The sequence below is a fragment of the Janthinobacterium sp. 1L-D-8-B-C4 genome, assembly GCF_057291295.1.
The window spans coordinates 491,599-517,239 of sequence record NZ_JBXAVX010000003.1 but is presented as its reverse complement, the minus strand read 5'-3'; the positions used below and the strand labels follow the sequence as shown (position 1 = coordinate 517,239).

The 25,641-nt window shown below is 63.1% G+C and carries 25 protein-coding genes and 1 tRNA gene; 20 read left to right on the top strand and 6 right to left on the bottom strand.

From position 1 onward, the window contains the following. Positions 1 to 14: 14 nt before the first annotated feature. The gene (locus tag AC0Z42_RS08280) at positions 15 to 1,322 is read right to left on the bottom strand and encodes a c-type cytochrome (protein ID WP_485467739.1); all 1,308 of its coding nucleotides are present in this window, start codon (positions 1,320 to 1,322) and stop codon (positions 15 to 17) included. A 172-nt stretch (positions 1,323 to 1,494) separates the two neighbouring features. On the opposite strand from AC0Z42_RS08280, the gene AC0Z42_RS08275 reads away from it, so the two are divergent. From AC0Z42_RS08275 to AC0Z42_RS08260, 4 genes are all read left to right on the top strand, one after another. Next, the gene (locus AC0Z42_RS08275; protein WP_485467738.1) at positions 1,495 to 3,162 is read left to right on the top strand and encodes a Na+/H+ antiporter; all 1,668 of its coding nucleotides are present in this window, start codon (positions 1,495 to 1,497) and stop codon (positions 3,160 to 3,162) included. 97 nt (positions 3,163 to 3,259) lie between these two features. After that, complete coding sequence (locus tag AC0Z42_RS08270; protein ID WP_485467737.1) at positions 3,260 to 3,562, top strand: DUF3144 domain-containing protein; 303 nt, start codon at positions 3,260 to 3,262, stop codon at positions 3,560 to 3,562. 124 nt (positions 3,563 to 3,686) lie between these two features. Continuing rightward, positions 3,687 to 4,001, top strand: coding sequence for a metalloregulator ArsR/SmtB family transcription factor (locus AC0Z42_RS08265; protein ID WP_485467736.1), 315 nt, complete (start codon positions 3,687 to 3,689; stop codon positions 3,999 to 4,001). Beyond that, positions 3,998 to 4,924, top strand: a complete 927-nt coding sequence (locus tag AC0Z42_RS08260) for an acyl-CoA desaturase (RefSeq protein ID WP_485467735.1) — start codon at positions 3,998 to 4,000, stop codon at positions 4,922 to 4,924. The genes AC0Z42_RS08265 and AC0Z42_RS08260 overlap by 4 nt, the downstream gene beginning before the upstream one ends. On the opposite strand, the gene AC0Z42_RS08255 is transcribed toward AC0Z42_RS08260, so the two are convergent. Together AC0Z42_RS08255 and AC0Z42_RS08250 are read right to left on the bottom strand one after the other, a co-directional pair. Continuing rightward, a complete protein-coding gene (locus tag AC0Z42_RS08255; RefSeq protein WP_485467734.1) occupies positions 4,897 to 5,439 on the bottom strand; it encodes a gamma carbonic anhydrase family protein in 543 nt (180 codons plus the stop codon). The genes AC0Z42_RS08260 and AC0Z42_RS08255 overlap by 28 nt on opposite strands. Positions 5,440 to 5,545: 106 nt before the next feature. Further along, positions 5,546 to 6,163, bottom strand: a complete 618-nt coding sequence (locus tag AC0Z42_RS08250) for an OmpW/AlkL family protein (RefSeq protein WP_485467837.1) — start codon at positions 6,161 to 6,163, stop codon at positions 5,546 to 5,548. A 247-nt stretch (positions 6,164 to 6,410) separates the two neighbouring features. Here AC0Z42_RS08250 and fur point away from each other — a divergent pair, with 247 nt between their 5' ends. The 7 genes from fur to AC0Z42_RS08215 all read left to right on the top strand — a co-directional run bounded on the left by fur (position 6,411) and on the right by AC0Z42_RS08215 (position 11,070). After that, positions 6,411 to 6,848 (top strand): ferric iron uptake transcriptional regulator, encoded by a 438-nt coding sequence (gene fur / locus AC0Z42_RS08245; protein WP_485467733.1) that lies wholly within the window; start codon positions 6,411 to 6,413, stop codon positions 6,846 to 6,848. A gap of 52 nt (positions 6,849 to 6,900) precedes the next feature. Next, positions 6,901 to 7,248 (top strand): MerR family transcriptional regulator, encoded by a 348-nt coding sequence (locus AC0Z42_RS08240; RefSeq protein WP_485467732.1) that lies wholly within the window; start codon positions 6,901 to 6,903, stop codon positions 7,246 to 7,248. 57 nt (positions 7,249 to 7,305) lie between these two features. Then, positions 7,306 to 7,887 carry an NAD(P)H-dependent oxidoreductase gene (locus tag AC0Z42_RS08235; protein ID WP_485467731.1) on the top strand — a complete coding sequence of 194 codons (582 nt, stop codon included), beginning with the start codon at positions 7,306 to 7,308 and terminating at the stop codon, positions 7,885 to 7,887. A gap of 178 nt (positions 7,888 to 8,065) precedes the next feature. Then, positions 8,066 to 9,280, top strand: coding sequence for a SpoIIE family protein phosphatase (locus AC0Z42_RS08230; protein WP_485467730.1), 1,215 nt, complete (start codon positions 8,066 to 8,068; stop codon positions 9,278 to 9,280). A gap of 55 nt (positions 9,281 to 9,335) precedes the next feature. Beyond that, complete coding sequence (locus AC0Z42_RS08225; protein WP_308925590.1) at positions 9,336 to 9,893, top strand: SiaB family protein kinase; 558 nt, start codon at positions 9,336 to 9,338, stop codon at positions 9,891 to 9,893. 22 nt (positions 9,894 to 9,915) lie between these two features. Next, on the top strand, positions 9,916 to 10,320 hold the full coding sequence (locus AC0Z42_RS08220) for a DUF1987 domain-containing protein (RefSeq protein ID WP_374694278.1): 405 nt from the start codon (positions 9,916 to 9,918) through the stop codon (positions 10,318 to 10,320). Positions 10,321 to 10,335: 15 nt separating this feature from the next. Further along, on the top strand, positions 10,336 to 11,070 hold the full coding sequence (locus AC0Z42_RS08215; protein ID WP_485467729.1) for a GGDEF domain-containing protein: 735 nt from the start codon (positions 10,336 to 10,338) through the stop codon (positions 11,068 to 11,070). Between the two features lie 3 nt (positions 11,071 to 11,073). Here the strand turns inward: AC0Z42_RS08215 and AC0Z42_RS08210 are convergent, their stop codons facing one another. Both AC0Z42_RS08210 and AC0Z42_RS08205 read right to left on the bottom strand, forming a co-directional pair. After that, the gene (locus AC0Z42_RS08210) at positions 11,074 to 11,802 is read right to left on the bottom strand and encodes a substrate-binding periplasmic protein (RefSeq protein ID WP_485467728.1); all 729 of its coding nucleotides are present in this window, start codon (positions 11,800 to 11,802) and stop codon (positions 11,074 to 11,076) included. A 41-nt stretch (positions 11,803 to 11,843) separates the two neighbouring features. Beyond that, the gene (locus tag AC0Z42_RS08205; RefSeq protein WP_485467727.1) at positions 11,844 to 12,626 is read right to left on the bottom strand and encodes a DeoR/GlpR family DNA-binding transcription regulator; all 783 of its coding nucleotides are present in this window, start codon (positions 12,624 to 12,626) and stop codon (positions 11,844 to 11,846) included. A gap of 254 nt (positions 12,627 to 12,880) precedes the next feature. Between AC0Z42_RS08205 and deoC the strand changes: the two genes are divergently transcribed. The 9 genes from deoC (at position 12,881) to AC0Z42_RS08160 (ending at position 25,520) form a co-directional block, all read left to right on the top strand. Beyond that, a complete protein-coding gene (gene deoC / locus AC0Z42_RS08200) occupies positions 12,881 to 13,948 on the top strand; it encodes a deoxyribose-phosphate aldolase (protein WP_485467726.1) in 1,068 nt (355 codons plus the stop codon). Positions 13,949 to 13,953: 5 nt separating this feature from the next. Continuing rightward, complete coding sequence (locus tag AC0Z42_RS08195; protein WP_485467725.1) at positions 13,954 to 16,353, top strand: aldehyde dehydrogenase family protein; 2,400 nt, start codon at positions 13,954 to 13,956, stop codon at positions 16,351 to 16,353. Between the two features lie 87 nt (positions 16,354 to 16,440). Next, positions 16,441 to 16,893, top strand: coding sequence for an RbsD/FucU family protein (locus AC0Z42_RS08190; RefSeq protein ID WP_426075969.1), 453 nt, complete (start codon positions 16,441 to 16,443; stop codon positions 16,891 to 16,893). After that, positions 16,893 to 17,831: a ribokinase gene (gene rbsK / locus AC0Z42_RS08185; protein WP_485467724.1), complete on the top strand. Its 939-nt coding sequence runs from the start codon at positions 16,893 to 16,895 to the stop codon at positions 17,829 to 17,831. Before AC0Z42_RS08190 ends, rbsK begins: the two co-directional genes overlap by 1 nt. Positions 17,832 to 17,865: 34 nt before the next feature. Beyond that, complete coding sequence (locus AC0Z42_RS08180) at positions 17,866 to 18,900, top strand: ABC transporter permease (RefSeq protein WP_485467723.1); 1,035 nt, start codon at positions 17,866 to 17,868, stop codon at positions 18,898 to 18,900. 18 nt (positions 18,901 to 18,918) lie between these two features. Then, the gene (locus AC0Z42_RS08175) at positions 18,919 to 19,929 is read left to right on the top strand and encodes a substrate-binding domain-containing protein (protein WP_065307723.1); all 1,011 of its coding nucleotides are present in this window, start codon (positions 18,919 to 18,921) and stop codon (positions 19,927 to 19,929) included. A gap of 79 nt (positions 19,930 to 20,008) precedes the next feature. Continuing rightward, the gene (locus AC0Z42_RS08170) at positions 20,009 to 21,574 is read left to right on the top strand and encodes a sugar ABC transporter ATP-binding protein (RefSeq protein ID WP_485467722.1); all 1,566 of its coding nucleotides are present in this window, start codon (positions 20,009 to 20,011) and stop codon (positions 21,572 to 21,574) included. Next, a complete protein-coding gene (locus AC0Z42_RS08165) occupies positions 21,571 to 22,614 on the top strand; it encodes an ABC transporter permease (protein ID WP_485467721.1) in 1,044 nt (347 codons plus the stop codon). Before AC0Z42_RS08170 ends, AC0Z42_RS08165 begins: the two co-directional genes overlap by 4 nt. 143 nt (positions 22,615 to 22,757) lie before the next feature. Next, positions 22,758 to 25,520, top strand: coding sequence for a bifunctional diguanylate cyclase/phosphodiesterase (locus tag AC0Z42_RS08160; RefSeq protein WP_485467720.1), 2,763 nt, complete (start codon positions 22,758 to 22,760; stop codon positions 25,518 to 25,520). 16 nt (positions 25,521 to 25,536) lie between these two features. On the opposite strand, the gene AC0Z42_RS08155 is transcribed toward AC0Z42_RS08160, so the two are convergent. Next, a tRNA-Sec gene (locus tag AC0Z42_RS08155) sits at positions 25,537 to 25,632 on the bottom strand. Between the last annotated feature and the right edge of the window lie 9 nt (positions 25,633 to 25,641).

Sequence of the window (25,641 nt, the reverse complement as noted above, 5' to 3'; positions counted from 1 at the left end):
GCTTTCTTGAAGATTTACTTGCCGGCACGCACACGCGCCACTGTCGCTTCCAGGTTGCTCCAGGCCGGCTGGTGGCTGCGGCTGCGGCGCAGATAGGCCGCCAGCTGGGCAATGTCGGCGTCCGACAGCGAGTGGGCAAAGGCCGGCATCAGCACGCCGCGCAGGCCCTCGTCCTTGCCCACGCCATGCAGGATCACCTGGATCAGGTTGGACGGGTCAGGCGCGCTGACGGCGCTGTTCAGGCTCAGTTCAGGGCGCAGCAGCGAAGGCTGGCCGTCGCTGTTCGAGTGGCAGGAAGCGCAGGCAGCCACGTACAGGCTGGCGCCACGGTCGTTGTCGATCATGCCGACCTTTTGCGAGCGCTTGATGCCGGCCGCTATCACCGAGGCCGCATCGACCGGCGGCGCGACCTTGTCCTGCGGCCTGCCCAGGTCGGCAAAATAGGCCGCCAGCGCGCGGATATCGGCGTCAGGCGAAGCATCCATGCCCTCGTGCACCACCTCCGACATTGGCCCGGCCGCCACCCCATGCAGCGCGGTGGCGCCGGTGCGCAGGAAGGCGTACAGCTCGTCCCTGGTCCACGGCAGCGGCGCCGTGTTGGCCGCCGTCAGCGGCGGCGCATACCAGTGGTCGATGGCGGCGCCCTGGTAGGCCGAACCCTGAATTTCCGCGCCCAGCGCATTGCGCGGCGTATGGCAGGCGGCGCAATGGGCCAGCCCTTCGGCCAGATAGCGGCCGCGATTCCAGTCGGCGCCTTGCGCACGATTGCCCGGCAAACTGCCAGGCCTGAAAAACAGCAATTTCCAGCCCGCCTGCAGGGCGCGCTGGTTGAAGGGAAACGGCACGGTATTGGCTGGCGTGGCCGCATACACGGGCGGGCGCGTCATGAACCAGGCATACAGGGCGGCAATGTCGGCATCGCTGGCCAGCGCAAAATGCGTGTAGGGAAACACCGGAAACAGATGCTCGCCGTTGCGCGCCACGCCCTCGCGCATGGCGCGCTGGAACGCTTGCTGCGACCAGCGGCCGATGCCGGTCTGCGGATCGGGCGTGATATTGGTGGCGTAAATGGTGCCGAATGGCGTGGCCATGCCGCGCCCGCCCGCATACGCCGCGCCACCCTTGACCGTATGGCAGGCAGCACAATTGCCCATGCCGGCCAGGATGCGGCCCTGCTCGATGGACTGGGCAGAAAACAAGGCGGGCGACGGCGGATTGATGGGCGCGAGCGCGGGACGCCAGTAAGCGGCGTAAATGGCGCAGGCGGCAACCACAAGCAGGCCCAGCAATATCAGCAGGCCGGTACAGATTTTCTTGAACAAAAAGATCTTTCAGATAACAGTTGCACAGGCGGTGGGCGCCAAAGGCAGAATTTTACGCGGATTGCGACTTGTTGTATGCAAGCAAAGCTACTGGCTGTTGGCAAGCGCACAGCGGCAAGCGGGTGCGGCGACTTATAATCGTCGTTTCTGCACGCACCAGCCCCCTTCCTTCATGCATACCGTTACCATCATCCTCGTCCTGGTCCTGACCGTCGTCCTGTGCGGCTTTATCGCCCGCTCGCGTTGGGTCAAGCTGCCGCTGCCCCTGATCCAGATCGCCGGCGGCACGGGCCTGGCCCTGTGCGGCCTGCAACTGCCACTCGACCCCGATATTTTCTTTCTGCTGTTCATTCCCCCGCTGCTGTTCCTCGATGGCTGGCGCATCCCCAAGGGCGCGTTTTTTTCCGATGCGCGCTCGATCCTGATGCTGGCCATCGGCCTGGTGCTGTTCACGGTGCTGGGCATGGGATTTTTCATCGACTGGCTGATCCCCACCGTGCCGCTGGCAGTCGCCTTTGCGCTGGGCGCCATTTTGTCGCCGACCGACCCGGTGGCCGTGTCGGCGATTGCGGCCGGCAATCCGATTCCGCCGCGCCTGATGCATATTCTCGAAGGCGAGTCGCTGCTCAATGACGCCTCCGGCCTGGTGTGCTTCACGTTTGCCGTCGGCGCCATGATGACGGGCGGCTTCTCGATCGGCGCGGCGTCGTTGAGCTTCCTGCAGGAAGCGGGCGGCGGCATCGTCATCGGCCTGGCGATTTCCTGGGGCGTGGGCCTGGCCAACAAGTGGCTGGTAAGCAAGGTCGGCGAAGAGCCAGGCCTGCAAATCCTGATCAGCATCCTGATTCCGTTTGCGGCGTATCTTGGCGCCGAGCAGATCCATGGCTCCGGCATCCTGGCCGCTGCCACGGCCGGCGTGTCGATGCATTACGCCGACCTGATCGGCCGTCCGCTGGCCGCCACGCGCACCCAGCGCAAGGCAGTCTGGGACACCGTGCAACTGGTGCTGAACGGCGTCATCTTCGTGATGCTGGGTGCACAATTGCCGACCACCATCTCCAGCCTGCAGGCGGCCTCGGCCGAAGTGGGCGCCGGCAGCGCCTGGAAACTGCCGCTGTACGTGGTAGCCATCACGGTGGGACTGACCTTCATGCGTTTTATCTGGGTCGCCATCTCGATGAAGCTGACCCTGTTCAAGCAGCAGAAAAAGGCCGACAAGGCCAGCCTGGGATCGGACACGAAAGACAACGTCTCGCTGGCGCGTCCCAGCCTGCGTTTGCTGCTGGTGGCCTCGTTTGCCGGCGTGCGCGGCGCGCTGACCCTGGCCGGCATATTGACCCTGCCCTTGTTCCTGCCCGACGGCACGCGCTTCCCCGCGCGCGACCTGGTGATTTTCCTGGCCATGGGGGTGATTCTGCTGTCCTTGATACTGGCCAGCGTCACCTTGCCGCTATTGACCAAAGGCCTGGTGTTCGCGCCACCGGCGCGCCGCTCCAGCGAAGAGCGCAACGCACGCTCGGCCGCCGCCGAAGCGGCCGTGGCGCGGCTGGAAAAAGTCTGCGCCGGCATTGGCGCCGACGGCAAGGAACAAGTCGTCACCGAAGCGGCCAATCGCCTGATCGAAGCCTACCGGCGCCGCATGGCATATGGCGAGAGCAGCAACGACGAAGCGGCGCGGATGCAGGAACTGGCCAGGGCCGAGCGCTCGCTGCGCCTCGAAGCGCTCAATGCCGAACGCGATGAACTGTTCCGCCGCCGCATTTCGGGGGAACTGGACGACGCCATCCACCTGCGCCTGCTGCGCGAGATCGACTTGCTGGAAGCGACGCTGGAGGAGTAACTGGCATTTCACCATCAACGTGGCGTGCCGGCCGGGCAGTTGCTGGACAGTGGCCGGCGCGCTGTGTAGACTGGCACGCACTTTCATGAGGAGCCGTATGAGCACACCAAGAACAGGCCCGGAATTCTGGGAACGCGCAGACCAGATCATTGCCTTGGCCAACGAACAATGCACGCAAAACACCGGCAATGAAGTGGCCACCTCGCTGCTGTACGCCGCCGCCCGCTTCAATGCCTTCCTGATCGCCAGCAAGGGCGATGCCGCCAGAATGCAGCAGGAAAAGGACGGCGCCATCGCCTTTTTCACGGAACAGTACAAGCGCATGCTGACCGACAACTTCAACGACTACATCAACAACTTCGACAAGTACACCCAGCCTGGAGCCGGCCCGCAGGCCTGATGACCGGGGCCGGCGCCTTGCTGTCCGGCCCATCCTTGAGCACACATGGCACGCTTGACTTCGCCATTTTTTCGATTAAACTATTAACGAATTAGTTAATATGTGAAAAGATCGGGGAATCATCATGCAGGCAGATAAGATCTTTGAAGCACTGGCGTCGACGGCGCGGCGCCAGATACTCGCCTATCTGTCCGAAGCCCAGCTGAGCACTTCCGAGCTGGCGGCGCGCTTTGCGATGAGCGCACCGGCCATTTCGCGCCATTTGTCGGTGCTGGAAAATGCCGGCCTGGTCAGCAGTGAACGGCAAGGCCAGTTCGTGCTGTACCGCTTGAACCAGGACCATCTGATCAACACCCTCAACAACTTCGCCTTTGAAATCTGCCCGGTCGCGCGTGGCCTGAAACGCGAATCGGCGGCCTTGAAAAAGCCCGCGCAATGATGGCGCACCGCGCCAGCGCGGATGGGCCTGACAGCGTCGTCGATGGCGTGGTGCGTTACGCACCAGTTCAGTCGCTGTGGCTCACCGCCATGCTGGCCGGCGCGCTGATCGGCGGCGCCCTCACCTTCAGCTGGCCGGCGCTGCTGCTGTTCGTGGCCAGCACGGCCACGGTGCTGCTGTTCGGCCACTCGCTGGGCAGCCATCGCAAGCTGATCCATGACAGCTACCGCTGTCCCTTGTGGCTGGAACACGTGCTGGTGTACCTGGGCGTGCTGGTGGGCCTGAGTGGCCCGCTGGGCCTGCTGCGCCAGCATGAGTTGCGCGACTATGCGCAGCGCCAGCCCGACTGCCATCCCTATTTGCGCCATGGCGGCGGTTTCTGGCGCGATTGCTGGTGGCAACTGCACTGCCGTTTGATCCTGGCCCGGCCGCCGCGGATCGCCATCGAACCGCGCATCGCGCACGACCGTTTCTATCGCTTCCTGGAATCCAGTTTCATGGCGCAGCAACTGCCATGGGCCGTACTGTTCTTTCTGTGCGGTGGCTGGGGCTTTGTGTGGTGGGGCGTATGCGCACGAGTCAGTGCCGGCGTGATCGGCCACTGGCTGATCGGTTACTTCGCCCACAACCATGGCGGCATGCATTTCGAGGTAAGCGGCGCCGCCGTGCAAGGCAGGAATATCCGCTTCAGTTCCTTGCTGACCATGGGCGAATGCTGGCACAACAACCACCACGCCTATCCGGGATCGGCCAGGCTGGGCCTGTTTCCCGGCGAATGGGACCCGGGATGGTGGGCCTTGCTGCTGTTGCAGCGCATGGGCCTGGTATCAGGCTTGCGCCTGCCGCAGGACCTGCCGGCGCGGCCGGAATTGCGGCAGCTCGACAGCCAAGCGCCTCAGGCGTCGTCCTTGCCTTCCAGATAGTTATTCTTCACCCGCACATAGTGCTCGGCCGAATAGCGCAAGTACGCGATCTCGGCTTCGGTCAGCGCGCGCACCTTGGCGGCCGGCCGGCCCACATACAGGTGGCCGCTTTCCAGCACCTTGCCGGGCGACACCAGGCTGCCGGCACCCAGCATCACGTTTTTCTCCACTACCACGTCATCCATCACGATGCTGCCCATGCCGATCAGGCATTCGTCGCCGATGCTGCAGCCGTGCAGGATCACCGAATGGCCGATGGTCACGTATTTGCCGATGGTAAGGGGTGAGCCGTCGGGCTTGGCGGCATTTTTATGCGACACATGGCCCATCGAGAAATCCTGGATATTGCTGCCCTCGCCGATGACGATGCGGTTGACGTCGCCACGCAGCACGCTGTTGCACCAGATGGAACAGTCGTCGCCAATTTGCACGTCGCCGATCACTTGCGCCGTGCCATGCAGGTAGACGCGGTCCCCGAGAACAGGACGCGTATTCAAATAGGAACTCAAGGGCATGATGGTCTCGCTTGATCAGAAAGATAAAATTGTATGCGGCGGGGAGAAAAAACGGGCAAAAAAAATCCGGCTGCAATCAGCCGGATCGTGACGATGACGGTAAAACTCAGAAGCGGTAGCCGACACCAACGCCGAACAGATACGGATCAACCTTGACTTTGCTCACTTTCGCGCCGCTGATGAACACGTCGCTCTGGATCTGCACTTTCTTGACGTCGAAGTTCAGCGACCAGTTTTTGTCAAGCTTGTAGTCAACACCGGCTTGTACCGAGTAACCCCAGCTGTCATGTTCCAGGCGACCAGCGCCACCGAGCAGTTTCACGTCCGAGATATTGGTGTAGTTCACGCCGGCGCCCACATACGGGCTGAATTGTTTCTCAGGCATGAAGTGGTATTGCAGCGACAGGGTCGGCGGCAGATGCTTGAAGGTGCCGATCTTGGCGCCGTCGAGTTTGACGTCATGCTTTTGCGGGTAGGTCAGGATCAGTTCAGCGGCAATGTTCGGGGTGAAGAAATACGAGATATCGATTTCAGGGATCGTTTTGTCGCTGACATGAAGTCGGTCGGATGCACCGACGCCACCAACAGGAGCAGATTTATTGGCCGTATCGATTTGCACCACACGGGCGCGGACCAGCCATGGGCTTTCCTGTGCCATTGCGTTGCCGGCGAATGCGCCGATGGCGGCCAAAACGATTGCTGCTTTAGTTGCGGACTTTTTCATTCTGTTTCCCTCTTTTTTATCGTTAAGTAACGCAGCGAAGTCTAAGAGTGCGGTGCAGCAAAAACTTTGATCCACATCAAATAGTGCTGGAAGGCATAAAACAGGCCCCTTTTTTCCTTGCACAGGTCAAAAAAATGACGCATTGCAAGGTAATACCGGCAGGACTCATTCAACAAATGAGAATAGTAATTATTATCATTTGCGATATAATGCGCCCTTACCTGCGTTCATATAAGGGATGGGAGACATGGATATATTGAGGGAACTGCGTGAATCGGGGCTGAAAGTAACCATACCGCGCCTGCGGATTCTGCAGCTGTTTCAAGAAGGAACGATCAAGCACCTGAGTGCGGACGATGTCTATAAACTCTTGCTGGCCGAAAAAATCGATGTCGGCCTGGCCACCATCTACCGGGTGCTGATGCAATTTGCCGAAGCGGGCATCTTGTTTCGCCGCCATTTCGAATCGGGCCACGCGGTGTTCGAACTGAACGAAGGCCAGCACCACGACCACCTGGTGTGCACCGGTTGCGGCAAGGTCGATGAATTCGTCGACGAGGGCATCGAATTGCGCCAGCACGAAATTGCCACCGAGCGCGGCTTTGTGCTGCATGAACACGCGCTGTCGCTGTACGGCACCTGCGCCGATTGCACGGCAAAAAAAGTTCCTCCACGCAAGCCCTGAAGGCCCAATGCCTGGCGTGCGCTAAGATGCGGCAACTTTTGAAGGAAGTCGCATGTATATCGGAGAACTGGCGCGCCTGACGGGCGCCACCCCCAAGGCCCTGCGCCACTACGAAACGCTGGGCCTGCTGGGTGAAGTTCGGCGAACCGGCGCTTACCGCCGCTACTCGCAGCAGGACCTGGCGCAGGTGACCCTGATCCGCCAGGCGCAGGCGCTGGGCTTCCGGCTGGCCGAATTGCTGCCCATCCTGGCCGGCGACGCTACCGACTGGGCCGCGCTGCGCCGGCATCTGGCAGCCAAGCGCGCGCAACTGCAGCAGGAGATCACCCGTCTGCAACAGCTCGACGCGCAACTGCAGTCTATCGATGCGGAAATCATTGATTGCCTGCAACGCACTTGACTCTGACCCATGGGGCAGGCTTTAGCATGGGGGCTGTTCATTTTCTGAAAGCCCCTGATGCGCAAACGTATCCTGGTCATCCTCGGCCATCCATCGAACGACAGTTTCTGCGCCGCCCTGGCCGGCGCCTATCTCGACACCGCGCGCACCGCTGGCCACGAGGTGCGCGAGTTGCACCTGGGCCAGCTGGCGTTTGACCCCATCCTGCACCAAGGCTACCGCCAGGTGCAGCCGCTGGAAGCGGACCTCGTGGCCGCGCAGGAAGCGATCAGCTGGGCCCAGCACCTGGTGTTTGCCTACCCGATCTGGTGGGGCGGCGCGCCGGCCCTGCTGAAGGGTTTTGTCGACCGCGTGTTCCTGCCCGGCTATGCCTTCAAATACCGTCCCGGCAAGGCCTTTCCGGCGCAGCTGCTGACCGGCCGCACGGCCCAGCTGCTGGTGACGATGGATACGCCGCCGTGGTATTTCCGCTGGATCTACCGCATGCCGGGCATTCATCAACTGCGCAAGACGACGCTGGAATTTTGCGGCATCAAGCCGGTGAAAGTGGCCAGCTACGGCCCCGTGCTCGGTTCAAGCGATGCACAAAGGGCACGCTGGCTGGCGCAGGCACGCGCGCTGGCAGCCAAGCTGGCGTGAACCGCAAAGCTTGCCATGCAGCCATTTCAAATACGTGTTTGGCAAGCTGGTAATCATCCTGTCATATTCAAACGCTACCATATCGACATTGCCTTTTTGCCAGCCGCCTTGCCGCCGTGGCAAGCAGGCGCCGATTGTCATGTAAAGGTAGCCGCCCGTGGAGTTCAACGCCTCTCGATTGCATCTTCCCCGTTACCGCTCTTCCGTTGCGGCCGATTTGTGCATCGCCACCGAGTCGGTGCAGGCCGATGCCAACAACTTTGCGGTGCTCGAACTGTTTACCGAACGGCGCGACATGATGAGCTTGCCCGTTACCGAGCAGGACCGCCCGATCGGCCTGATCAGCCGCAATATCTTCATGTCGCAGATGTCCAAGCCCTTTTATCATGAGGTATATGGCAAGAAGAGCTGCATCGCCTTCATGGACAAGGAGCCGCTGATCGTCGATGCCGCCATGAGCATCGAAGACCTGACCTTCCGCGCCGTCGAGGCCGGTGAAAAGGCGCTGGCCGACGGCTTTATCATCACCGAAGACGGCGTGCTGGCCGGGGTCGGCTTCGGTTTGCAGCTGATGAACGTGGTGGCCACCTTGCAGGCCGAAAAAAACCGCCAGATCATGCACAGCATCGATTACGCCAGCGTGATCCAGCGGGCATTGCTGCGCTCGTCCTCGGCCGAGCTGCGCGCGGCCCTGCCCGATGCCCACCTGGAATGGCAACCGCGCGACGTCGTCGGCGGCGACTTCTACCTGTTCGAACGCCATGCGGGCGGCTGGTTCGCCGCGCTGGCCGACTGCACCGGCCACGGCGTGCCGGGCGCCTTCATGACCCTGATCGCCTCCTCGGCCCTGAGCCAGGCCCTGCGCGACCTTGGCCCCCATGATCCGGCCGCCCTGATCGGCGCCGTCAGCCGCGCCATCAAGACTTTGCTGGGCCAGGACGACGCCACGCCGCACGCCAGCCACGGCGCCGGTTCGAACGACGGCATGGATTGCGCCTTTATCTGCTACCACGCGGCCAAGGGCCAGCTGCATTTCGCCGGTGCGAAGCAGTCGCTGTACCTGGTGGCACCCGGCCAGGACGAAGTGCAATGCCTGGACGGCGCGCGCATGGGCGTCGGCTATGTCGACACCCCGGCCGGCCACGCCTGGCAAAACCACGTGCTTGAGGTGGCGCCGGGCAGCCTGCTGTTCCTCACCACCGACGGCCTGCTCGACCAGATCGGCGGCGCGCGCGACATCGCCTATGGCAAGCGGCGCATGCGCGAGCAGCTGCTGGCGCGCCGCGCCGCGCCGGCCAGCGAAGTGGCGGCGGCCCTGCTGCACGACTTCGGCGCCTGGCAAGGCGCGCAGCCGCGCCGCGACGACCTGACCTTTTTCTGTTTCCGCCTGTAGCTGGCGGCGCTTTCACTTTCACTCAACGCAGCGATTACCCTCCAGGAGCACTGACGTGCTGTATCAAGAATTCAACGAGTTTTGGGATGTGGCGCGCAAGCGCAATATCATCTTTTTCTACACGGGCTACTTTTCGCAGCACGTGGTCAGCGCCATTTCCGAAACCATCAAGGCGCGCCTGGACACGGCCGGCGCGGCCGGCCCGACGCGCCGGCGCATTTTTTCCTCGTTTATCGAAATGTCGCAAAACGTGATGCATTATTCGTCCGACAGCCTGACGCCAAACGCGCAGCTGGACCAGCAGATGCGGCGCGGCTCGTTTTGCATCGGCACCCGCGGCGACAGCTTTTTCCTGTTGTGCGCCAATCCCGTCTCGACCGAAAACGTGGCGCAGATCCGCAGCCGGCTCGAACCCTTGCACACGATGACGATGGAAGAAATCCGCCTGGCCTACAAGAAGGCCCTGCGCGAGGAAGCGCCGGCTGACAGCAAGGGCGCCGGCCTGGGTTTCCTGACCCTCGCGCGCGACGCCAGCGAACCGCTGGAATTCGAATTCGCCCAGGACCCGCAGGAGCCGGGCAGCACCATCTTCTGCATCAAAGCCATCATCTGAAAGAGCCGACCCAGGAAAGCATATGCAATCACCGTCCCCTTTGCCACCGTTGTTCCTCGCCGCGACACCGAGTTCGCCCGAAATCGATTTCCGCTTCGAACAGCACACCCTGTCGATCAAGGGTGAATCGTATCCCGAAAACGCGGCCGCCTTTTATGGCCCGCTGAACGCCGCCGTGCGCAACTACTGCGAAACCTGCCACGACGCGCAGATCACCGTGCATGTCTCGCTGGCCTACTTCAACAGTTCCAGCACCAAGATGCTGTTTACCCTGTTCGACATCCTGAATCAGGCGGCCATCGACGGCAACCGCGTGCGCCTGAACTGGTACCACGACGAGGACGACGACACCATCCTGGAATTCGGCCAGGAGCTGCAACAGGACTTCACGGCGCTGGACTTCCACGACCACGCCGTGGGCGGCTAGCACATGGGTGCGCCGATGTCCGAGGCCGGTCTGGAACCCGATCTGTTTACCGAGGAGGCGGCGGCGCTGGCGGCCGCGCGCCAGCTGCACGCCGACGATGGCGCCAGCGGCGAAGCGCAGCGCCGCATGCTCGGCGAATTGATCGTCCACTACGAGCGCCTGATGCGCGAGACGCGCCGTTTGATACGGCGCAGCGACCGCGCCGAACGCGACATGCATGTACTGAACCGCGAACTGCAGGCGCTGGCCGGCCAGCTGGAATACCGCGCCACCCACGATCCGCTGACCGGTGCGCTCAATCGCGGCGCCGTGATCGAGCAGGCCTCCCGCTGCCTGGCGCAAGGCGACATGGCGCTGATCGTGCTCGACATCGACCTGTTCAAGCAGGTCAACGACGACTTCGGCCACCCGGCCGGCGATGGCGTGATCCGCGCCGTGGTCGACTGCCTGCAGGACTTGCTGGGACAGCACACGCCAATCGGCAGGGTTGGCGGCGAAGAATTCTCGGTAGTCTGGCCCACTTCCTCGCGCAGCGAAGCGCAGCAGGTGGCACAGCGCATTTGCGACGCCATCGCCGCGCGCCAGCAGTCATCGCCGATCACGCGCCCGGTCACCGTCAGCGTGGGCGTGAGCTGGAACCGCGCCGGCACCGCCTTTGAAAACGCCTACAGCCATGCCGACCAGGCGCTGTACCAGGCCAAGCGCGACGGACGCAATTGCGTGCGCGTGTGGGAAGATGCGCTGAACTGACGATTACTTGACGAGATCGTGGCGCGCCATGGCGCCGTCGCGGCGCATGGCCGTCACGGCGCGCTGCATGGCGGCCAACTGCGCTTCGGGCACCTGCTTGTTGCAAGCCAAATAAGTCTGCACGCGGTTGAAGGTCAAGAGCGGCACCACCATGCCGTCCCACTCCTTGCCGGCGAACGGCCGGCTGCCTACCGCCATGGCCACCGCCCACAGGTCGATGCGGCCCAGCAGCAGCTTTTGCGGATTGAGCCACTCCTGCGTGACGGGCGCCACTTGCAGTCCGCGCGCACGCAGATATTCGTCGCGTGCGTCACCGAGCACGGTGCCGATCACCAGCCCACGCGCATCGTCAAGGCTGTGCAAATTGAAATTGCGGCTGGCCAGTCCGTACAAGATCCATTCGCCCTCGGTCAAGGGGCCGACCCAGCGAAACAGCGCTTCGCGCTGCGGTGTGCGGGTGGTGGAATACACGCAGGTATCGGCCTCGCGCAGCGCCTGCGCATAGGCGCGCTTCCAGGGCAGCAGTTCCATGGTGTAGGCAATGCCGGCGCGCGCCAGCAGCTCGCGCACCTTGGCAGTTTCACGGCCGACAACGACATTATTTTCCATCATGCTCGATGGCGGCAGGTACTCGCTGACCATGCGCAGCGTCTGCGCCGCCGCCATGCCGGGCGCCAGCAGCGCGGCAGCAAGCAGGCAGGCGGGCAGCCATGCGATTGATCGTTGCTTCATGCTTGGCCTCTTAACCTGAACAACGATGATTGATCCGCAGCCTAGGCCGCCGCGATCTCCAGCGGCCAGCCCTGGAACTGCTCGCGCAGGGCCGGCGCCGGCTCGCCACCGACAACGATTGTTGAAAACACGTCGAGCGGACTGAAAAACGCCGTCCGCACCCGCCCCAGCTTGCTCTCGTCAACCACCAGTATGCACTCGCTGGCGCTGCGGATCGCGGCCTGCTTGACAGCCACTTCGTGAAAGTGGGAACAGCTCACGCCGCGTACCGGGTCGGCGCCACCGGCGGAAATAAACGCCTTGTTGACGCCCAGGCGGCCAAGATACTGTACCGCCTCTTCCGAATAAAAGGTTTCAGACGAGGCCTGGAACAAGCCGCCGAGCAAAATCAGCTGCGTGTTCTTGCGCTTGCTGAGGATATTGGCAATGTTCATGGAGTAACAAACCACGGTCAGCGCAATTTCATCGGGCAAGGCCGAGGCAAACTGCATCATGGTGGTGCCGCAGTCGATGAACAGCATGTCGCCGTCACTGACGAAGGTGGCAGCACGCTGGCAGGCCAGGCGCTTTCTCACCGTGTGCTGGTCGAGCTCTTCGGCCAGCACGTATTTTTCGCCGGCTGCGGGCAATGTTGCTTCCAAAACATATCCACCAAGACAGGACAGCGCGCAGTCGGCGGCCGCCAGGTCGCGGCGTATCGTCATTTCGGTCACGCCGAGCAATTCGGCAACTCGGCTCAACAATGCGGGACCCGAGCTTTTGACCAGGGCCTGCATCCGTTCCAGCCGCAGTTGGCGCGCCTTGGCGCCTGCAGTTTGTCGCATGGTAATACTTTCGCTCTTGATAACGTGTGAGCGCTGATTGTAACAGCAACGATTCTTCATGTTATTAGAAAAAAGTGGTTGCACAACTAAATGTTATTGGCGTAACATAAAACTGTGGCGCGAATGCTGTATAGCGCACGCCACGTTACCAATAATGAAACGCGCCCAGTGCGTTCACGGAGATTATTAGCTATGCCCACCGCCCACCATCAATCGGACCGGCCTGTGCACCACTGCGCGGCGTCGCCACAACCATGACAACTACTTCCAAATCACCGCGTGTCGCACCAGCAGCCCGCCCTCGTGCCGAAGCTGCAGAAGCCGCCTTGACGTCTGCGCCAGCGCCAGCGATCGTGCTTGCCAGTGCCCACGGCCATGCGCGCAATCCTGGCGTGCCCTATGACAGCAGCTGGTTCGACGATATCCGCGTCAACCTGTCGGCCGCCGAGCGCCGCATCGCCACCCTGCCCGGCCGCCGCTCCGTCAAGAAAGACGCGCAGGCCGGCTGGCTGCTGAAAGCGATCAGCTGCATCGACCTGACCACTCTGTCCGGCGACGACACCACCGAGAGGGTCAAGCGCCTGTGCGCCAAGGCCATCACGCCGGTGCGCCAGGACCTGCTCGACTCTCTGGGTTTTGGCGAGCGCCAGCTGCATACCGGCGCCATCTGCGTGTATCACCGCTACGTGGCGACTGCCGTCGAAGCGCTGGACGGCAGCGGCATTCCGGTCGCTGCAGTATCGACGGGCTTTCCCGCCGGCCTGATTCCGCACGACCTGAAACTGAAGGAAATCGAAGCGTCGGTACGCGATGGCGCCTCCGAGATCGATATCGTCATCACGCGCGAACACGTATTGACCGGTAACTGGAAAGCGCTGTACGCCGAGATGCAGGACTTCCGCGCTGCCTGCGGCGACGCCCACGTGAAAGCGATTCTGGCCACCGGCGAACTGAAAACCATGCGTAACGTGGCCAAGGCTTCGATGATCTGCATGATGGCCGGCGCCGATTTCATCAAGACCTCGACCGGCAAGGAAGCGACCAACGCGACCTTGCTGGTGAGCCTGATCATGCTGCGCATGATCCGCGAATACCAGCAGCGCACCGGCTTCAAGGTCGGCTACAAGCCGGCTGGTGGCGTCTCGGCGGCCAAGGACATCCTCAACTACCAGATCCTGATGAAGGAAGAACTGGGACGCGAGTGGCTGGAGCCGGACCTGTTCCGCATCGGCGCCTCGTCCCTGCTGGCAGATATCGAACGCCAGCTCGAACACCACGTTACCGGCCGTTACTCGGCTTTCCACCGCCACGCGATCGGATAATTCATATGAGCCAGACGAGCATTAAACACTACTTCGACACCATGGACTACGGCCCTGCCCCTGAAAGCGACACCGACGCGCGCGCCTGGCTGGCGCGCCACAGCGACGGCTTCGGCCACTTCATCAACGGCGCGTTCACGCCCGCTACCGGCACCCTGTTCGACACCAATGAACCGGCCACCGGCAAGCCGCTGGCGCGCATCGCGCAAGGCACGCAGGCTGATGTCGATGCGGCAGTCAGCGCCGCGCGCGCCGCCCAGGAAAGCTGGTTCGCCATCGGCGGCCATGCCCGCGCCCGCCATCTGTACGCCCTGGCACGCATGGTGCAGCGCCACGCGCGCCTGTTCGCCGTCATCGAGGCGCTGGACAACGGCAAGCCGATCCGCGAAACGCGCGATATCGACGTGCCATTAGTCGCCCGTCACTTCTATCACCATGCCGGCTGGGCGCAACTGCAGGAACGCGAATTTGCCGACCAGGTGCCGGTCGGCGTGATCGGCCAGATCGTGCCGTGGAACTTCCCGCTGCTGATGCTGGCGTGGAAAATCGCCCCTGCCCTGGCGCTGGGCAATACCGTGGTATTGAAGCCTGCCGAATTCACGCCGCTGTCGGCACTGCTGTTTGCCGAACTGGCCGCGCAAGCAGGCTTGCCGGCCGGCGTGCTGAACGTGGTCACCGGCGACGGCGCCACCGGCGCGGCCATCGTGGCCCACCCGGACGTCAACAAGATCGCATTTACCGGCTCGACCGACGTCGGCCGCCTGATCCGCGAAAAAACCGCCGGCAGCGGCAAGTCGCTGACCTTGGAACTCGGTGGCAAGTCGCCCTTCATCGTGTTTGACGATGCCGATATCGACGCCGCCATCGAAGGCGTGGTCGACGCCATCTGGTTCAACCAGGGCCAGGTCTGCTGCGCTGGCGCGCGCCTGCTGGTACAGGAAGGCATTGCGCAGGACTTCTATGCACGCCTGAAACGCCGCATGGGCATGCTGCGCGCCGGCACGCCGCTCGACAAGACCATCGACATCGGTTCGCTGATCGCGCCGTCGCAGCACGAACGCGTGCGCAAACTGGTCGAGATCGGCGTCAAGGAAGGCGCCACCTGCTACCAGCCCGATATTTCGATGCCGGTCGGCGGCAGCTATTTCCCGCCTACCTTGCTCACCAATGTGCACCCGGCCAGCACCGTGGCCAGCGAAGAGATCTTCGGACCGGTACTGGTGGCGATGACCTTCCGCACCCACGATGAAGCGCTGGCGATCGCCAACAACTCGCGCTACGGCCTGGCCGCCAGCGTGTGGAGCGAAACCATCGGCCTGGCGCTGGCCGTGGCGCCTGCGCTGAAAGCCGGCGTGGTGTGGATCAATTCGACCAATCTGTTCGACGCCGGCGTCGGTTTTGGCGGCGTGCGCGAATCGGGCTTTGGCCGTGAAGGCGGCCGCGAAGGCTGCTACGAATACCTGAAACCGCGTGCCTGGGCCAAGCGCGTGGCGCGCAAGGCAGCCGTGAAACCGGTTGCCGCCATCGTCGACAGCGTCGCGGCAAGCGCATCGCTGCCGCTGGTCGACCGCACCGCCAAGCTGTATGTGGGCGGCAAGCAGGCCCGTTCCGACGGCGAACAATCGTTGGGCGTGTTTGGCGCCAACGGCAAGCTGGCCGGCGAAGTGGGCCTGGGTAACCGCAAGGATATCCGCAATGCCGTCGCCGCCGCGCATGCTGCCGCTTCGTGGTCGGCCACCACGCCGCACCGCCGCGCGCAGGCCTTGTATTACCTGGCCGAGAACCTGTCGGCACGCGCCGAAGAATTTGCCGCGCGCCTGGTCGAACTGACCGGTGCCAGTCTGGATGCCGCCAACAGCGAAGTCGAGCAATCGATCAGCCGCCTGTTTGCGTATGGCGCCTGGGCCGACAAATACGAAGGCGCGGTGCACGTGCCGCCGATGCGCGGCGTGGCGCTGGCCATGGTCGAACCGATCGGCGTGGTCGGCGTCATCTGCCCGGACGAGTCGCCATTGCTGGCCCTGGTCAGCCTGGTCGCGCCATTGCTGGCGATGGGCAACCGCGCCGTGGTCGTGCCAAGCGCACGCCATGCGCTGATCGCCACCGACTTCTACCAGGTGCTGGAAACCTCGGACCTGCCGGGCGGCGTGATCAATATCGTCACTGGCGACGCGGCGACCTTGCTGCCAACGCTGGCCTCGCATGACGACGTCGATGCTGTCTGGACGTTTGGCGACGCGGCGCTGTCGACCGCCACCGAGCGCCTGTCGACCGGCAACCTGAAGCGCACCCTGGTCGACTACGGCCTGGCCACCGACTGGAACGATGCGCTGGCGGCTGAAGGCCCGGCATGGCTGCGCCACGCCACGCAGATCAAGAATGTGTGGGTGCCGTACGGCGAATAAGTAGAACCGCAGTGCCAGGCAAGCCGACGACGAGCGGCAGTCCTGGCGCAACCGCTGCACAACATTGAAAAACAATCTGGAGACAAGATGTTAAAGAATATCGACCCGCTGTTGAATGCGGACGTGCTGCAAGCCCTGCGCGCCATGGGCCACGGTGACGAACTGGTCCTGTGCGACGCCAATTTTCCCGCCGATTCGGTGGCCCGCCAGACGGTACTGGGCAAGGTGCTGCGCATTGACGGCGTCGGCACGAAAGAAGCCGCACGCGCCATATTGTCGGTGATGGCACTCGACACTGCGGTTGACGTGGCCGCCCACCGCATGGAAGTGGTCGGCGAACCTGACAATGTATTGCCGGTGCAGCAGGAAGTGCAGCTTGAAATCAACCACGCCGAAGGGCGCGAGCGCATCATGGGCTCGATCGAACGCTTTGCCTTCTATGACGTGGCGCGCACCGCCTACTGCGTGATCGCCACCGGCGAGCGCCGCTTCTACGGCTGCTTCGTCTTCAAAAAGGGCGTGATCGCCCCGGAGGCATAATGAGCGACGTTCATGACAAACGCGGCGTCGCGATCCTCGGCATCTACGTGGCTGACCTGGCCTTCCGCGCCGCCCATATGCCCGACGTGGGCCAGACCATCGCCGGCTCCGGCTTTGCCATGGGTCCCGGTGGCAAGGGCTCGAACCAGGCCGTGGCCGCCGCGCGCGCGGGTGCCGAAGTCACCTTTATCAGCACCCTGGGACGCGACTCGTTCGGCGACAATGCGCTGGCCCTGTGGCGCGGCGACGGCATCACGCCACGCGTGAAACAGGTCGACACGCACCCGACCGGCGCCGCCTTCATTTACCTGAACGAAAAAAATGGCGACAACGCCATCATCGTGGTGTCCGGTGCCGCCAGCCTGATCGGCGTGGCCGATGTGGAAGCGGCAGCCGACGATATCGCCAATGCGCGCGTGTTTGTCACCCAGCTGGAACAACCGGCCGATGCCGCCCTGCGCGGCCTGCAGATCGCCCGCGCCGCCGGTACCCTTACCGTCTTCAATCCCGCGCCCGCGCTGCCGTTTGACGACGCCGTCTATCCGCTGTGCGACTTCATCACCCCCAACGAACACGAAGCGGCGATCCTGACCGGCCTGCCCGTCACCAACCTCGATGAAGCGCGCGCCGCCGGCGACGCCTTCCTGGCACGTGGCGTCGGCTGCGCCCTGATCACGCTCGGTTCGCAAGGCGCCCTGCTGCACAGCGCCAGCGAATCGGTGCTGATCGCTCCGTTCAATGCCGGCCCCGTGCTGGAAACCACCGGTGCCGGCGACGCTTTCAATGGCGGTTTTGCGGCAGCGCTGGCAGAAGGTGCCACGCCGCGCGAGGCGGCCCGTTTTGCCGCAGCCCTGGCCGCCATTTCGGTCACGCGAGCCGGCACGGCGCCGTCGATGCCGCAGCGCGCGGATGTCGATGCGCTGCTGGCAAAGAGCTGAGTTTCCTCGTTTTTTGTATCTTTTTGGAGTCGCCATGAAGCGCCAGTTTTCCGACCCACAGCTGAATTTTTTGGTGGGCATTAACGTCCTGATCCTGGTTGCCGCGAGCGTGCTGTCGCATGGCGACTTCCTCGACGTGTACAACTTCCAGTCGATGGCCAGCCAGTTGCCCGAACTGGCCCTCTTGGCCATCGGCGTGTCGCTGGCCATGATCGCCGGTAACGGCGGCATCGATTTGTCCGGTCTCGGCATGGCCAACCTGGCCGGCGTGGTCGCCGCCACCGTGGTGCCGCTGCTGGTTGACGCCGACGCCACGCCGTGGGGCTATACCGGCACCTTCATTCTGGTCGCCTTGGTCACCGGCCTGTTGGGTGGCCTGCTCAATGGCTGGCTGATCGCCGGCGTGGGCCTGACACCCATCCTGTGCACGCTCGGTACGCAGCTCATTTTCACCGGCGCCGCCGTTGTGCTCAGCAAGGGTTCCAGCGTACGCCTGGCCAGCGCCGAGCCGATGTCGATGATCGGCAATGAAAACCTGTTCGGCGTGCCGATCCCCTTCATCATCTTCATGGTGGTGCTCTTGGCAATCGGCTGGCTGCTGCGCTACAGCCCTTTCGGCATCCGCCTGTTCCTGTTGGGGACCAACGCCAAGGCCGCGCGCTACGCCGGCATTCCCGGCACGCGCATGCTGGTCACCACCTACGCCCTGTGCGGCGTGCTGGCCAGCCTGGCCGGCGTGATCATCGCCGCCCGCACCGCCAGCGTGAAGGCCGACTACGGCAGCTCGTATCTGTTGATCGCCATCCTGGTGGCGGTGATGGCCGGTGTGCGTCCGCAAGGCGGCTATGGCCGCATGGTGTGCCTGTTCTTCTCGGCCACCGCCCTGCAACTGCTGTCGAGCACTTTCAACCTGCTCGATATTTCGAACTTCTTCCGCGATTGCGCGTGGGGCCTGCTGCTGCTGTGCTTCCTGGCTTCGGCGCGCATCAATCTTGCTGATTACCGTCTTTTCACACCGCGCAAAAGCGCAACGCTGACCCAGTCCCCTCCTGGTTCAACGAATAAATAACGAGGGTTTGGAGACAACATGCTTACTAAAACAAAATGCGCCGCCGCCATCATTGCCCTGGGTACCCTGTCGGTTGCCGGCGTGCTGCATGCACAAAATAAAAAACCGGTCGATATCGTCACGGTCGTGAAAATTACCGGCATGAGCTGGTTCAACCGCATGGAAGTGGGCGTCAAGGAATTCGGCGCCGCCAACGTGGGCGTGGTCAATGCGCGCCAGATCGGCCCGGCCCAGTCGGACGCGGCCCAGCAGCAGCGCCTGGTGGAAGACCTTGTCGCGAAAAAGGTCGACGCCATCGCCGTCGTCTCGATGGACCCGCTCACGCTGGAACCGGTGCTCAAGCGCGCACTGGACCGCGGCATCAAGGTCGTCACGCACGAAGCGGACAACCAGAAAAACACCCTGGTCGACATCGAAGCGTTCGACAACACCGCCTACGGTGCGCGCCTGAACGAACGCCTGGCCGAGTGCATGGGCAAGACCGGAAAATGGTCCTCCCTGCTCGGTTCCCTGGGCAGCCAGTCGCAAGTGCAATGGGCTGACGGTGGCGCCAACAACGCCAAGAAGTATCCGAAGATGACCCTGGTCGACGCCAAGAACGAAACTGCCAACGACGCTGAAAAAGCCTACGGCAAGGCGAAGGAAATCCTGCGCAAGCACCCGGACATCAAGGGCTTCCAGGGTTCGTCCTCGCTCGACGTGCTGGGCATCGGCCGCGCCATCGAAGAAGCTGGCCTGACCGGCAAGATCTGCGTGTACGGCACCGGCCTGCCGAGCGAAGCGGCCAAGTTCCTGGAATCGGGCGCGGTCGGCGGCATCGCTTTCTGGGATCCGAAAGACGCCGGCATCATGATGAACAAGGCGGCGCTGATGCTGGTGCAGGGCAAGACGATCACCAACGGCATGGACATGGGCGTACCGGGCTATAACGCGGTCACCGTGAAAAAAGGTCCTGGCGTGGGCATTATCGTCACCGGCAAGGCATGGGTCGAAGTAGACAAGTCCAACTACAAGAAGTATGCATTCTAAAACGGCATCCTGACCATCGGCCTGGCACCCTGCGTGCCAGGCCGATGCTGGCAACGCCTATCGCAGAAAGAATCGATTCATGACCAGTACCACCCAAAATCCGGCGGCCACGTCGAAGGTTTTTTTACAGCTCGAAGGCATCCACAAGCGCTACGCCGGCGTACATGCGCTGCGCGGCGTCGACCTGACCATCGAAGCCGGCGAAATTTATCACTTGCTGGGCGAAAACGGCTGCGGCAAGAGCACCCTGATCAAGATCATTTCCGGCGCCCACCCACCGAGCGAAGGGCGCATCACCGTCAACGGCCAGCCGCATGCGGCGCTGATGCCACTGCAGTCGCTGGCGCTCGGCATCGAAACCGTGTACCAGGATCTGTCGCTGCTGCCGAACATGAGCGTGGCCGAAAACGTCGCCCTGAGCGAGCAGCTGGTCGCCGGCAATGGCCGCCTGGCGCGCCGCTTCGACCGCCGCGCCGTCGACGCCACCGCCGCGCGTGCGCTGGCCGCCGTGGGCCTGCCGTCCGACCCGCATTTCCTGTCCACCCGCGCCGACGAACTGCCGATCGCCACGCGCCAGTTGCTGGCGATCGCGCGCGCAGTAGCCACCAGCGCGAAGATGGTGATCATGGATGAACCGACCACTTCGCTGACGCAAAAGGAAGTCGACAACCTGGTGTCCGTCATCGAAGGCTTGCGCGCGCAAGGCGTGGCGGTGCTGTTCGTCAGCCACAAGCTCGATGAATGCTACGCCATCGGCGGCCAGGCCATCGTCTTTCGCGACGGCGCCAAGGTGGTGCAAGGACCGATCGCCAACTTCACCAAGGCCGAACTGACGCACGCCATGACCGGCAAGCAGCTCGATGGCGGCCGTTACCGCAGCCGCCGCTCTTACGCCGACGGCGACGGCGCACTGCTGCGGGTGCAGGGCCTGGGCCGGCGCGGCTATTTTTCCGGCGTCGATCTGAGCCTGCACAAGGGCGAAATCCTCGGCATTACCGGCCTGCTCGATTCGGGCCGCAATGAACTGGCGCTGGCCCTGGCCGGGGTGCAGGGCGCGGACAGCGGCGCGATTTTCCTCGACGGAAAACAGATCACCTTGCGCAATCCCGGCGACGCGATTGCGCAGCGCATCGGCTATGTGCCCGAAGACCGCCTCAGCGAAGGCCTGTTCCTCGACAAATCGATCCGCGAAAACATCATCACCACGGTGCTGAACACCTTGCGCAGCCGCTTTGGCGCGCTCGACGCACGCCGGGCCCAGGCGCTGGCCGAGGCCACCATCAAGGACCTGCAGATCGCCACGCCCGACGTCGACCGCCCGGTGCAGTCGCTGTCGGGCGGCAACCAGCAGCGCGTGCTGATCGGCCGCTGGCTGGCGATCCACCCGCGCGTGCTGATCTTGCACGGCCCCACGGTGGGTGTCGATGTCGGCTCGAAGGACATTATCTACCGCATCATCCAGCGCCTGGCCGAAGACGGCCTGGCGGTGGTGCTGGTCAGCGACGACCTGCCCGAGCTGCTGCAGAACTGCGACCGCATCCTGATGATGCGCAAGGGGCAGATCGCCAACAGTTTTGATGCCGAGGGCCTGGCCGAAGAAACCCTGTATCACGCCCTTATTTCCGACAGCAAGGTGGCAGCATGAGTACCACGACCATGACCAGCAGTACCGTAACGAAAACTGCGGCCGATATCGGCGCGCCGAAAATCACCGTGCGCCAGCGCCTGGCGCGCCATCCGCAGCTGTTCACCCTGGCCCTGATCATCGCCGTCTGCCTGGTGGTGGGCACGATCAATCCCGAGTTCTTCCAGCTGGCGATGGTCTTCGACATCGTGCGTGCCTGCACAGTGCTGGGCCTGTTCGCGCTGGGCGTGATGATCGTGCTGGCCGCCGGCGGCATTGATGTGTCGTTCGCGGCCATTGCGGCGCTGACCATGTACGGCATTACCAAGCTGGTGATGACGCAGTTCCCCGAAACGAGCATGGTGGTAATCCTGGTCGCCGGCGCCGTCGGCGGCACCTTGCTCGGCGTGCTCAATGGCCTGCTGGTCGACTGGCTCAAAGCCCCTTCCCTGATCGTCACCATCGGCACGCAATACCTGTATCGCGGCATTTTGCTGACGTTTATCGGCACCGTGTTCTTCATGAACGTGCCGCATTCGATGGATGCTTTCGGCAAGCTGGCCGTCTTGCGCCATGACACGGCCACCGGCGTGCACGCCGTACTGCCGGCCACCGTGCTGGTGCTGGTGGCCGCTGCCGGCCTGACCTGGTGGCTGCTGAACCGCACCCTGATGGGCCGCGCCGTGTATGCAATTGGCGGCAGCCTGCCGATCGCCGAACGCCTGGGCTACAAGCTGCGCACCGTGCACCTGTTCGTGTTCGGCTACGCCGGCTTCCTGGCCGGCCTGGCCGGCATCGTGCACGTATCGAGCACGCGTCTGGCCAACCCGTTCGACCTGGTCGGCATGGAACTGGACGTGATCGCCGCCGTGATTCTCGGCGGCGCGCGCATCACCGGCGGCAGCGGCAGCGTCAGCGGTACTTTGCTGGGCGTGCTGCTGGTCACCCTGATCAACAATGTGCTGATTCTGGCGGGCGTGCCGAGCACCTGGCAGAAGGTGATTGTCGGCACCTTCATTGTGCTGGCGGGGGCGGTGTTTGCCAGCAAGCGCTCGTCCTGAAAAAGTACGCTCTGCTTGCCGCCGGCAAGCAGAGACATCGGCTCCTGTGGCAATGCCATGCACGTCGCAACTGAAACGGCAGTCAGGCAACTTCGCGCTATGATGGTGTGTTGACAATGGCATCAAAAACGCAAGAGCCATACATGCACAACCTCAAGCCGGCCAGCCGACGACGCCCCGTTGCACATCTCCTGACGGGGCTGGTACTTGCATGCTTGCTGCCGGGTTTCGTCGCCGTTGCCGTCTTTCTGCTCCTCGAATTCCAGCAGGAGCGCCAGCGCCTCGACGACGATGCCGTCCAGATCGCACATGCGCTGAGCGTGGCCATGGACACCCGCCTGTTGCACGCGCGCGCACTGGCGCAGACGCTGGCCACTTCCGACGCCTTGAAGAAGGCTGACATTGATCAATTCTCCCGCGATGCCACCGGGCTCATGGCAACCTCGCTGGATATGCCTGACGCAGCAGTATCGTTGTTCCGGCCTGACGGCAGCCTGCTCGTCAAGGTAGTGCCGGCAGCCCGGCAGCAGTCGCAGGGCGACAGCGTGGCGGTCGTCACACCACCTGTCGGCAACAGCGTGCATTCCTTCAGGCTGGTCGTGGCGGCAATTCCCCGCAACTCTGTCGTCAGCGTGCAGCTGCCCGTCATTCACGATGGCACGGTGATCTGTTTCCTGGTGCTGCAGATACCCACCGCTCAGTTGAGCCGCATGCTTGCAGGCTGGCATCTTCCGGCAGGCTGGCTCGCTGGCGTGCTCGACACTGATGGCATCATCGCAGGCCGTAACCTCGACGCGGACAACTATATCGGCAAGCCTGCCAGTGACACCTTGCGCCGTGCCCTGTCGCGCAGGGATGAAGGCAGCGTGGCGACGATCAACCAGCAAGGAGTGCCATTTCTTACCGCCTTTTCACGCTCGCGCCAGACTGGCTATGCAACCGTCGTCGGCGTGCCCAAATCACAGGTTTTTGGCCCCCTGTGGAGGCAGCTGGGCTATCTGGGCGCCGCAGCCGGTGCGCTGTTTGTGGCAGGCCTGCTGCTGGCGCGCTCCATGAGCAGGCAGATATCCGATTCGATGCAGGCGCTGATCGCACCGGCCACTGCGCTGGGCCAAGGCACGCCGGTGGTGATCGGGGCGGTGCAAATGTCCGAAGCCGCCGAGGTGGGTGCGGCGATCGAGCGCGCCGCCGCGCTGCTGCAACAGCGCGACCTGGCGCTGCGCGCGCAGCAGGACGAACTGCTGCAGTTCAAGTTTTTCAGTGAGCACGCCAACGAAATGCTGCTGCTGCTCGACCAACAGGGCAACATCCGCTATGCCAACCGGATGGCAGCCGTACGCCTGGGCTACGACAACGCCGAATTGCTGTCGATGACGCTGTTCCAGATCGACCTGCCGGCCACTCCCGAGCGCCTCGATGCCGTGTTCATGCAATGCCGGCACGCACAGCCGCCCGCGTTCGAGCGCGTCTATCGATGCAAGGATGGCGCGCAGATTGCGGTGGAAATCACGGCGACCGTGCTCGAGCACAAGGGAGAATGGCTGATGCATGTCGCGCCGCGCGACATTTCGGAGCGGCTGCGGGCAGAGCAGTCGGTGCGCTGGGCCGCTTCGCACGATCTCCTGACAGGATTGGCGAATCGCAAGTCGGTGCTGGAGTATCTTGAGCGCGCCCTGGAGGACATGCGGGCCGGCAAAGCTGGCGGCGCGGTGCTGTTCGTGGACCTCGACCGCTTCAAACCCGTGAATGATCTGTACGGGCACGAAACAGGTGACCGCGTGTTGCAAGAGGTGGCGCGACGCTTGCAGGCGTGCATCCCCCAGGAACATTTGCTGGCGCGCCAGGGCGGCGACGAATTCGTGGCGATATTGCCTGAACTGGCAGGCAGCCCGGCAATAGTGGCGGAGATTGCCGACAGGATACTCCAGACGGTATCGCGGCCGATCAGCCTGGGCAATATCGAAGTGGTGCTGTCGGCGTCGATCGGCATCAGCCGCTTTCCTGAACATGGCGAGACGGCCGGCGTACTCATGCACGCTGCCGACCTGGCAATGTTGCAGGCGAAAAATAGTGGCCGTGCCGCCCATGCCGTATATTGCGCCGAGATGGACGAGCGGGTGCAATTTTCCCTTGGCGTGGAGCGCCGCCTCCAGCAAGCGCTCGATCAAGGCGGCCTGCTGCTGCATTATCAACCGATCGTCAATCTGACTTCAGGCAAGGTGGAAGGGGTCGAAGCGCTGCTGCGGCTCGACGATGGCGCCATGCCGTTGATCGAACCCGCCACCTTCATTCCGATCGCCGAGAGCTGCGGCTTGATACTGCCGCTCGGCCAATGGGTTTCGCAAGAAGCCTGCCGACAGCAGGTACGCTGGCACGCCGATGGTCTGCCGCTGACCATTTCGGTCAACGTTTCCGCCGTGCAGTTCGGTCGTGCCGGCTTCAGTGGCCGGATTCGCGATCTCATCAAACAATCGGGTATCGACCCGCACCACCTGGTCATCGAACTGACCGAGACAGCGATTCTCGAACGCCTCGACGAAGCGGTGGAGACCCTGCGTGAACTCAAGCGTCTGGGGGTGCGCATTGCGCTTGATGATTTCGGCACCGGCTATTCCAGCCTCAGCAGCCTGTCCACCCTGCCACTGGACAAAATCAAGATTGACCAGTCCTTCGTGCGCCGCATCGAATCCGATCATGTCAGCCGTGCCGTGATCGACGCCGTGATCGCGCTGGCCCGCAACATGGACCTGGAACTGGTAGCGGAGGGCATCGAAACGGAAGCTGCATTGCGCTATTTGCAAGAACGCGGCTGTCACCAGGGGCAAGGATATTATTTCAGTCGACCGCTCCCGCAGGCCGACCTCGAAGCGTGGTACAGGGAGCGCCTGCTGCCGGCGCCACCATGAATTACATGCGGGGAAATGGCGGAAAACAGTAGGAGTCGAACCTACGGGAGAACGTCTGACGCCCTCCACCGGGTTTGAAGCCCGGCCACATCACCGGATGAGTGTGCTTTCCGCAGTGCTG

Excerpts from the sequence above, each read along its gene's own strand:
- AC0Z42_RS08275 (WP_485467738.1), top strand. The coding sequence starts at position 1,495 with ATGCATACCGTTACCATCATCCTCGTCCTGGTCCTGACCGTCGTCCTG.
- AC0Z42_RS08270 (WP_485467737.1), top strand. The coding sequence starts at position 3,260 with ATGAGCACACCAAGAACAGGCCCGGAATTCTGGGAACGCGCAGACCAG.
- AC0Z42_RS08265 (WP_485467736.1), top strand. The coding sequence starts at position 3,687 with ATGCAGGCAGATAAGATCTTTGAAGCACTGGCGTCGACGGCGCGGCGC.
- AC0Z42_RS08260 (WP_485467735.1), top strand. The coding sequence starts at position 3,998 with ATGATGGCGCACCGCGCCAGCGCGGATGGGCCTGACAGCGTCGTCGAT.
- AC0Z42_RS08255 (WP_485467734.1), bottom strand. The coding sequence starts at position 5,439 with ATGCCCTTGAGTTCCTATTTGAATACGCGTCCTGTTCTCGGGGACCGC.
- AC0Z42_RS08250 (WP_485467837.1), bottom strand. The coding sequence starts at position 6,163 with ATGAAAAAGTCCGCAACTAAAGCAGCAATCGTTTTGGCCGCCATCGGC.
- fur (WP_485467733.1), top strand. The coding sequence starts at position 6,411 with ATGGATATATTGAGGGAACTGCGTGAATCGGGGCTGAAAGTAACCATA.
- AC0Z42_RS08240 (WP_485467732.1), top strand. The coding sequence starts at position 6,901 with ATGTATATCGGAGAACTGGCGCGCCTGACGGGCGCCACCCCCAAGGCC.
- AC0Z42_RS08235 (WP_485467731.1), top strand. The coding sequence starts at position 7,306 with ATGCGCAAACGTATCCTGGTCATCCTCGGCCATCCATCGAACGACAGT.
- AC0Z42_RS08220 (WP_374694278.1), top strand. The coding sequence starts at position 9,916 with ATGCAATCACCGTCCCCTTTGCCACCGTTGTTCCTCGCCGCGACACCG.
- AC0Z42_RS08215 (WP_485467729.1), top strand. The coding sequence starts at position 10,336 with ATGTCCGAGGCCGGTCTGGAACCCGATCTGTTTACCGAGGAGGCGGCG.
- AC0Z42_RS08210 (WP_485467728.1), bottom strand. The coding sequence starts at position 11,802 with ATGAAGCAACGATCAATCGCATGGCTGCCCGCCTGCCTGCTTGCTGCC.
- AC0Z42_RS08205 (WP_485467727.1), bottom strand. The coding sequence starts at position 12,626 with ATGCGACAAACTGCAGGCGCCAAGGCGCGCCAACTGCGGCTGGAACGG.
- deoC (WP_485467726.1), top strand. The coding sequence starts at position 12,881 with ATGACAACTACTTCCAAATCACCGCGTGTCGCACCAGCAGCCCGCCCT.
- AC0Z42_RS08195 (WP_485467725.1), top strand. The coding sequence starts at position 13,954 with ATGAGCCAGACGAGCATTAAACACTACTTCGACACCATGGACTACGGC.
- AC0Z42_RS08190 (WP_426075969.1), top strand. The coding sequence starts at position 16,441 with ATGTTAAAGAATATCGACCCGCTGTTGAATGCGGACGTGCTGCAAGCC.
- rbsK (WP_485467724.1), top strand. The coding sequence starts at position 16,893 with ATGAGCGACGTTCATGACAAACGCGGCGTCGCGATCCTCGGCATCTAC.
- AC0Z42_RS08180 (WP_485467723.1), top strand. The coding sequence starts at position 17,866 with ATGAAGCGCCAGTTTTCCGACCCACAGCTGAATTTTTTGGTGGGCATT.
- AC0Z42_RS08175 (WP_065307723.1), top strand. The coding sequence starts at position 18,919 with ATGCTTACTAAAACAAAATGCGCCGCCGCCATCATTGCCCTGGGTACC.
- AC0Z42_RS08170 (WP_485467722.1), top strand. The coding sequence starts at position 20,009 with ATGACCAGTACCACCCAAAATCCGGCGGCCACGTCGAAGGTTTTTTTA.
- AC0Z42_RS08165 (WP_485467721.1), top strand. The coding sequence starts at position 21,571 with ATGAGTACCACGACCATGACCAGCAGTACCGTAACGAAAACTGCGGCC.
- AC0Z42_RS08160 (WP_485467720.1), top strand. The coding sequence starts at position 22,758 with ATGCACAACCTCAAGCCGGCCAGCCGACGACGCCCCGTTGCACATCTC.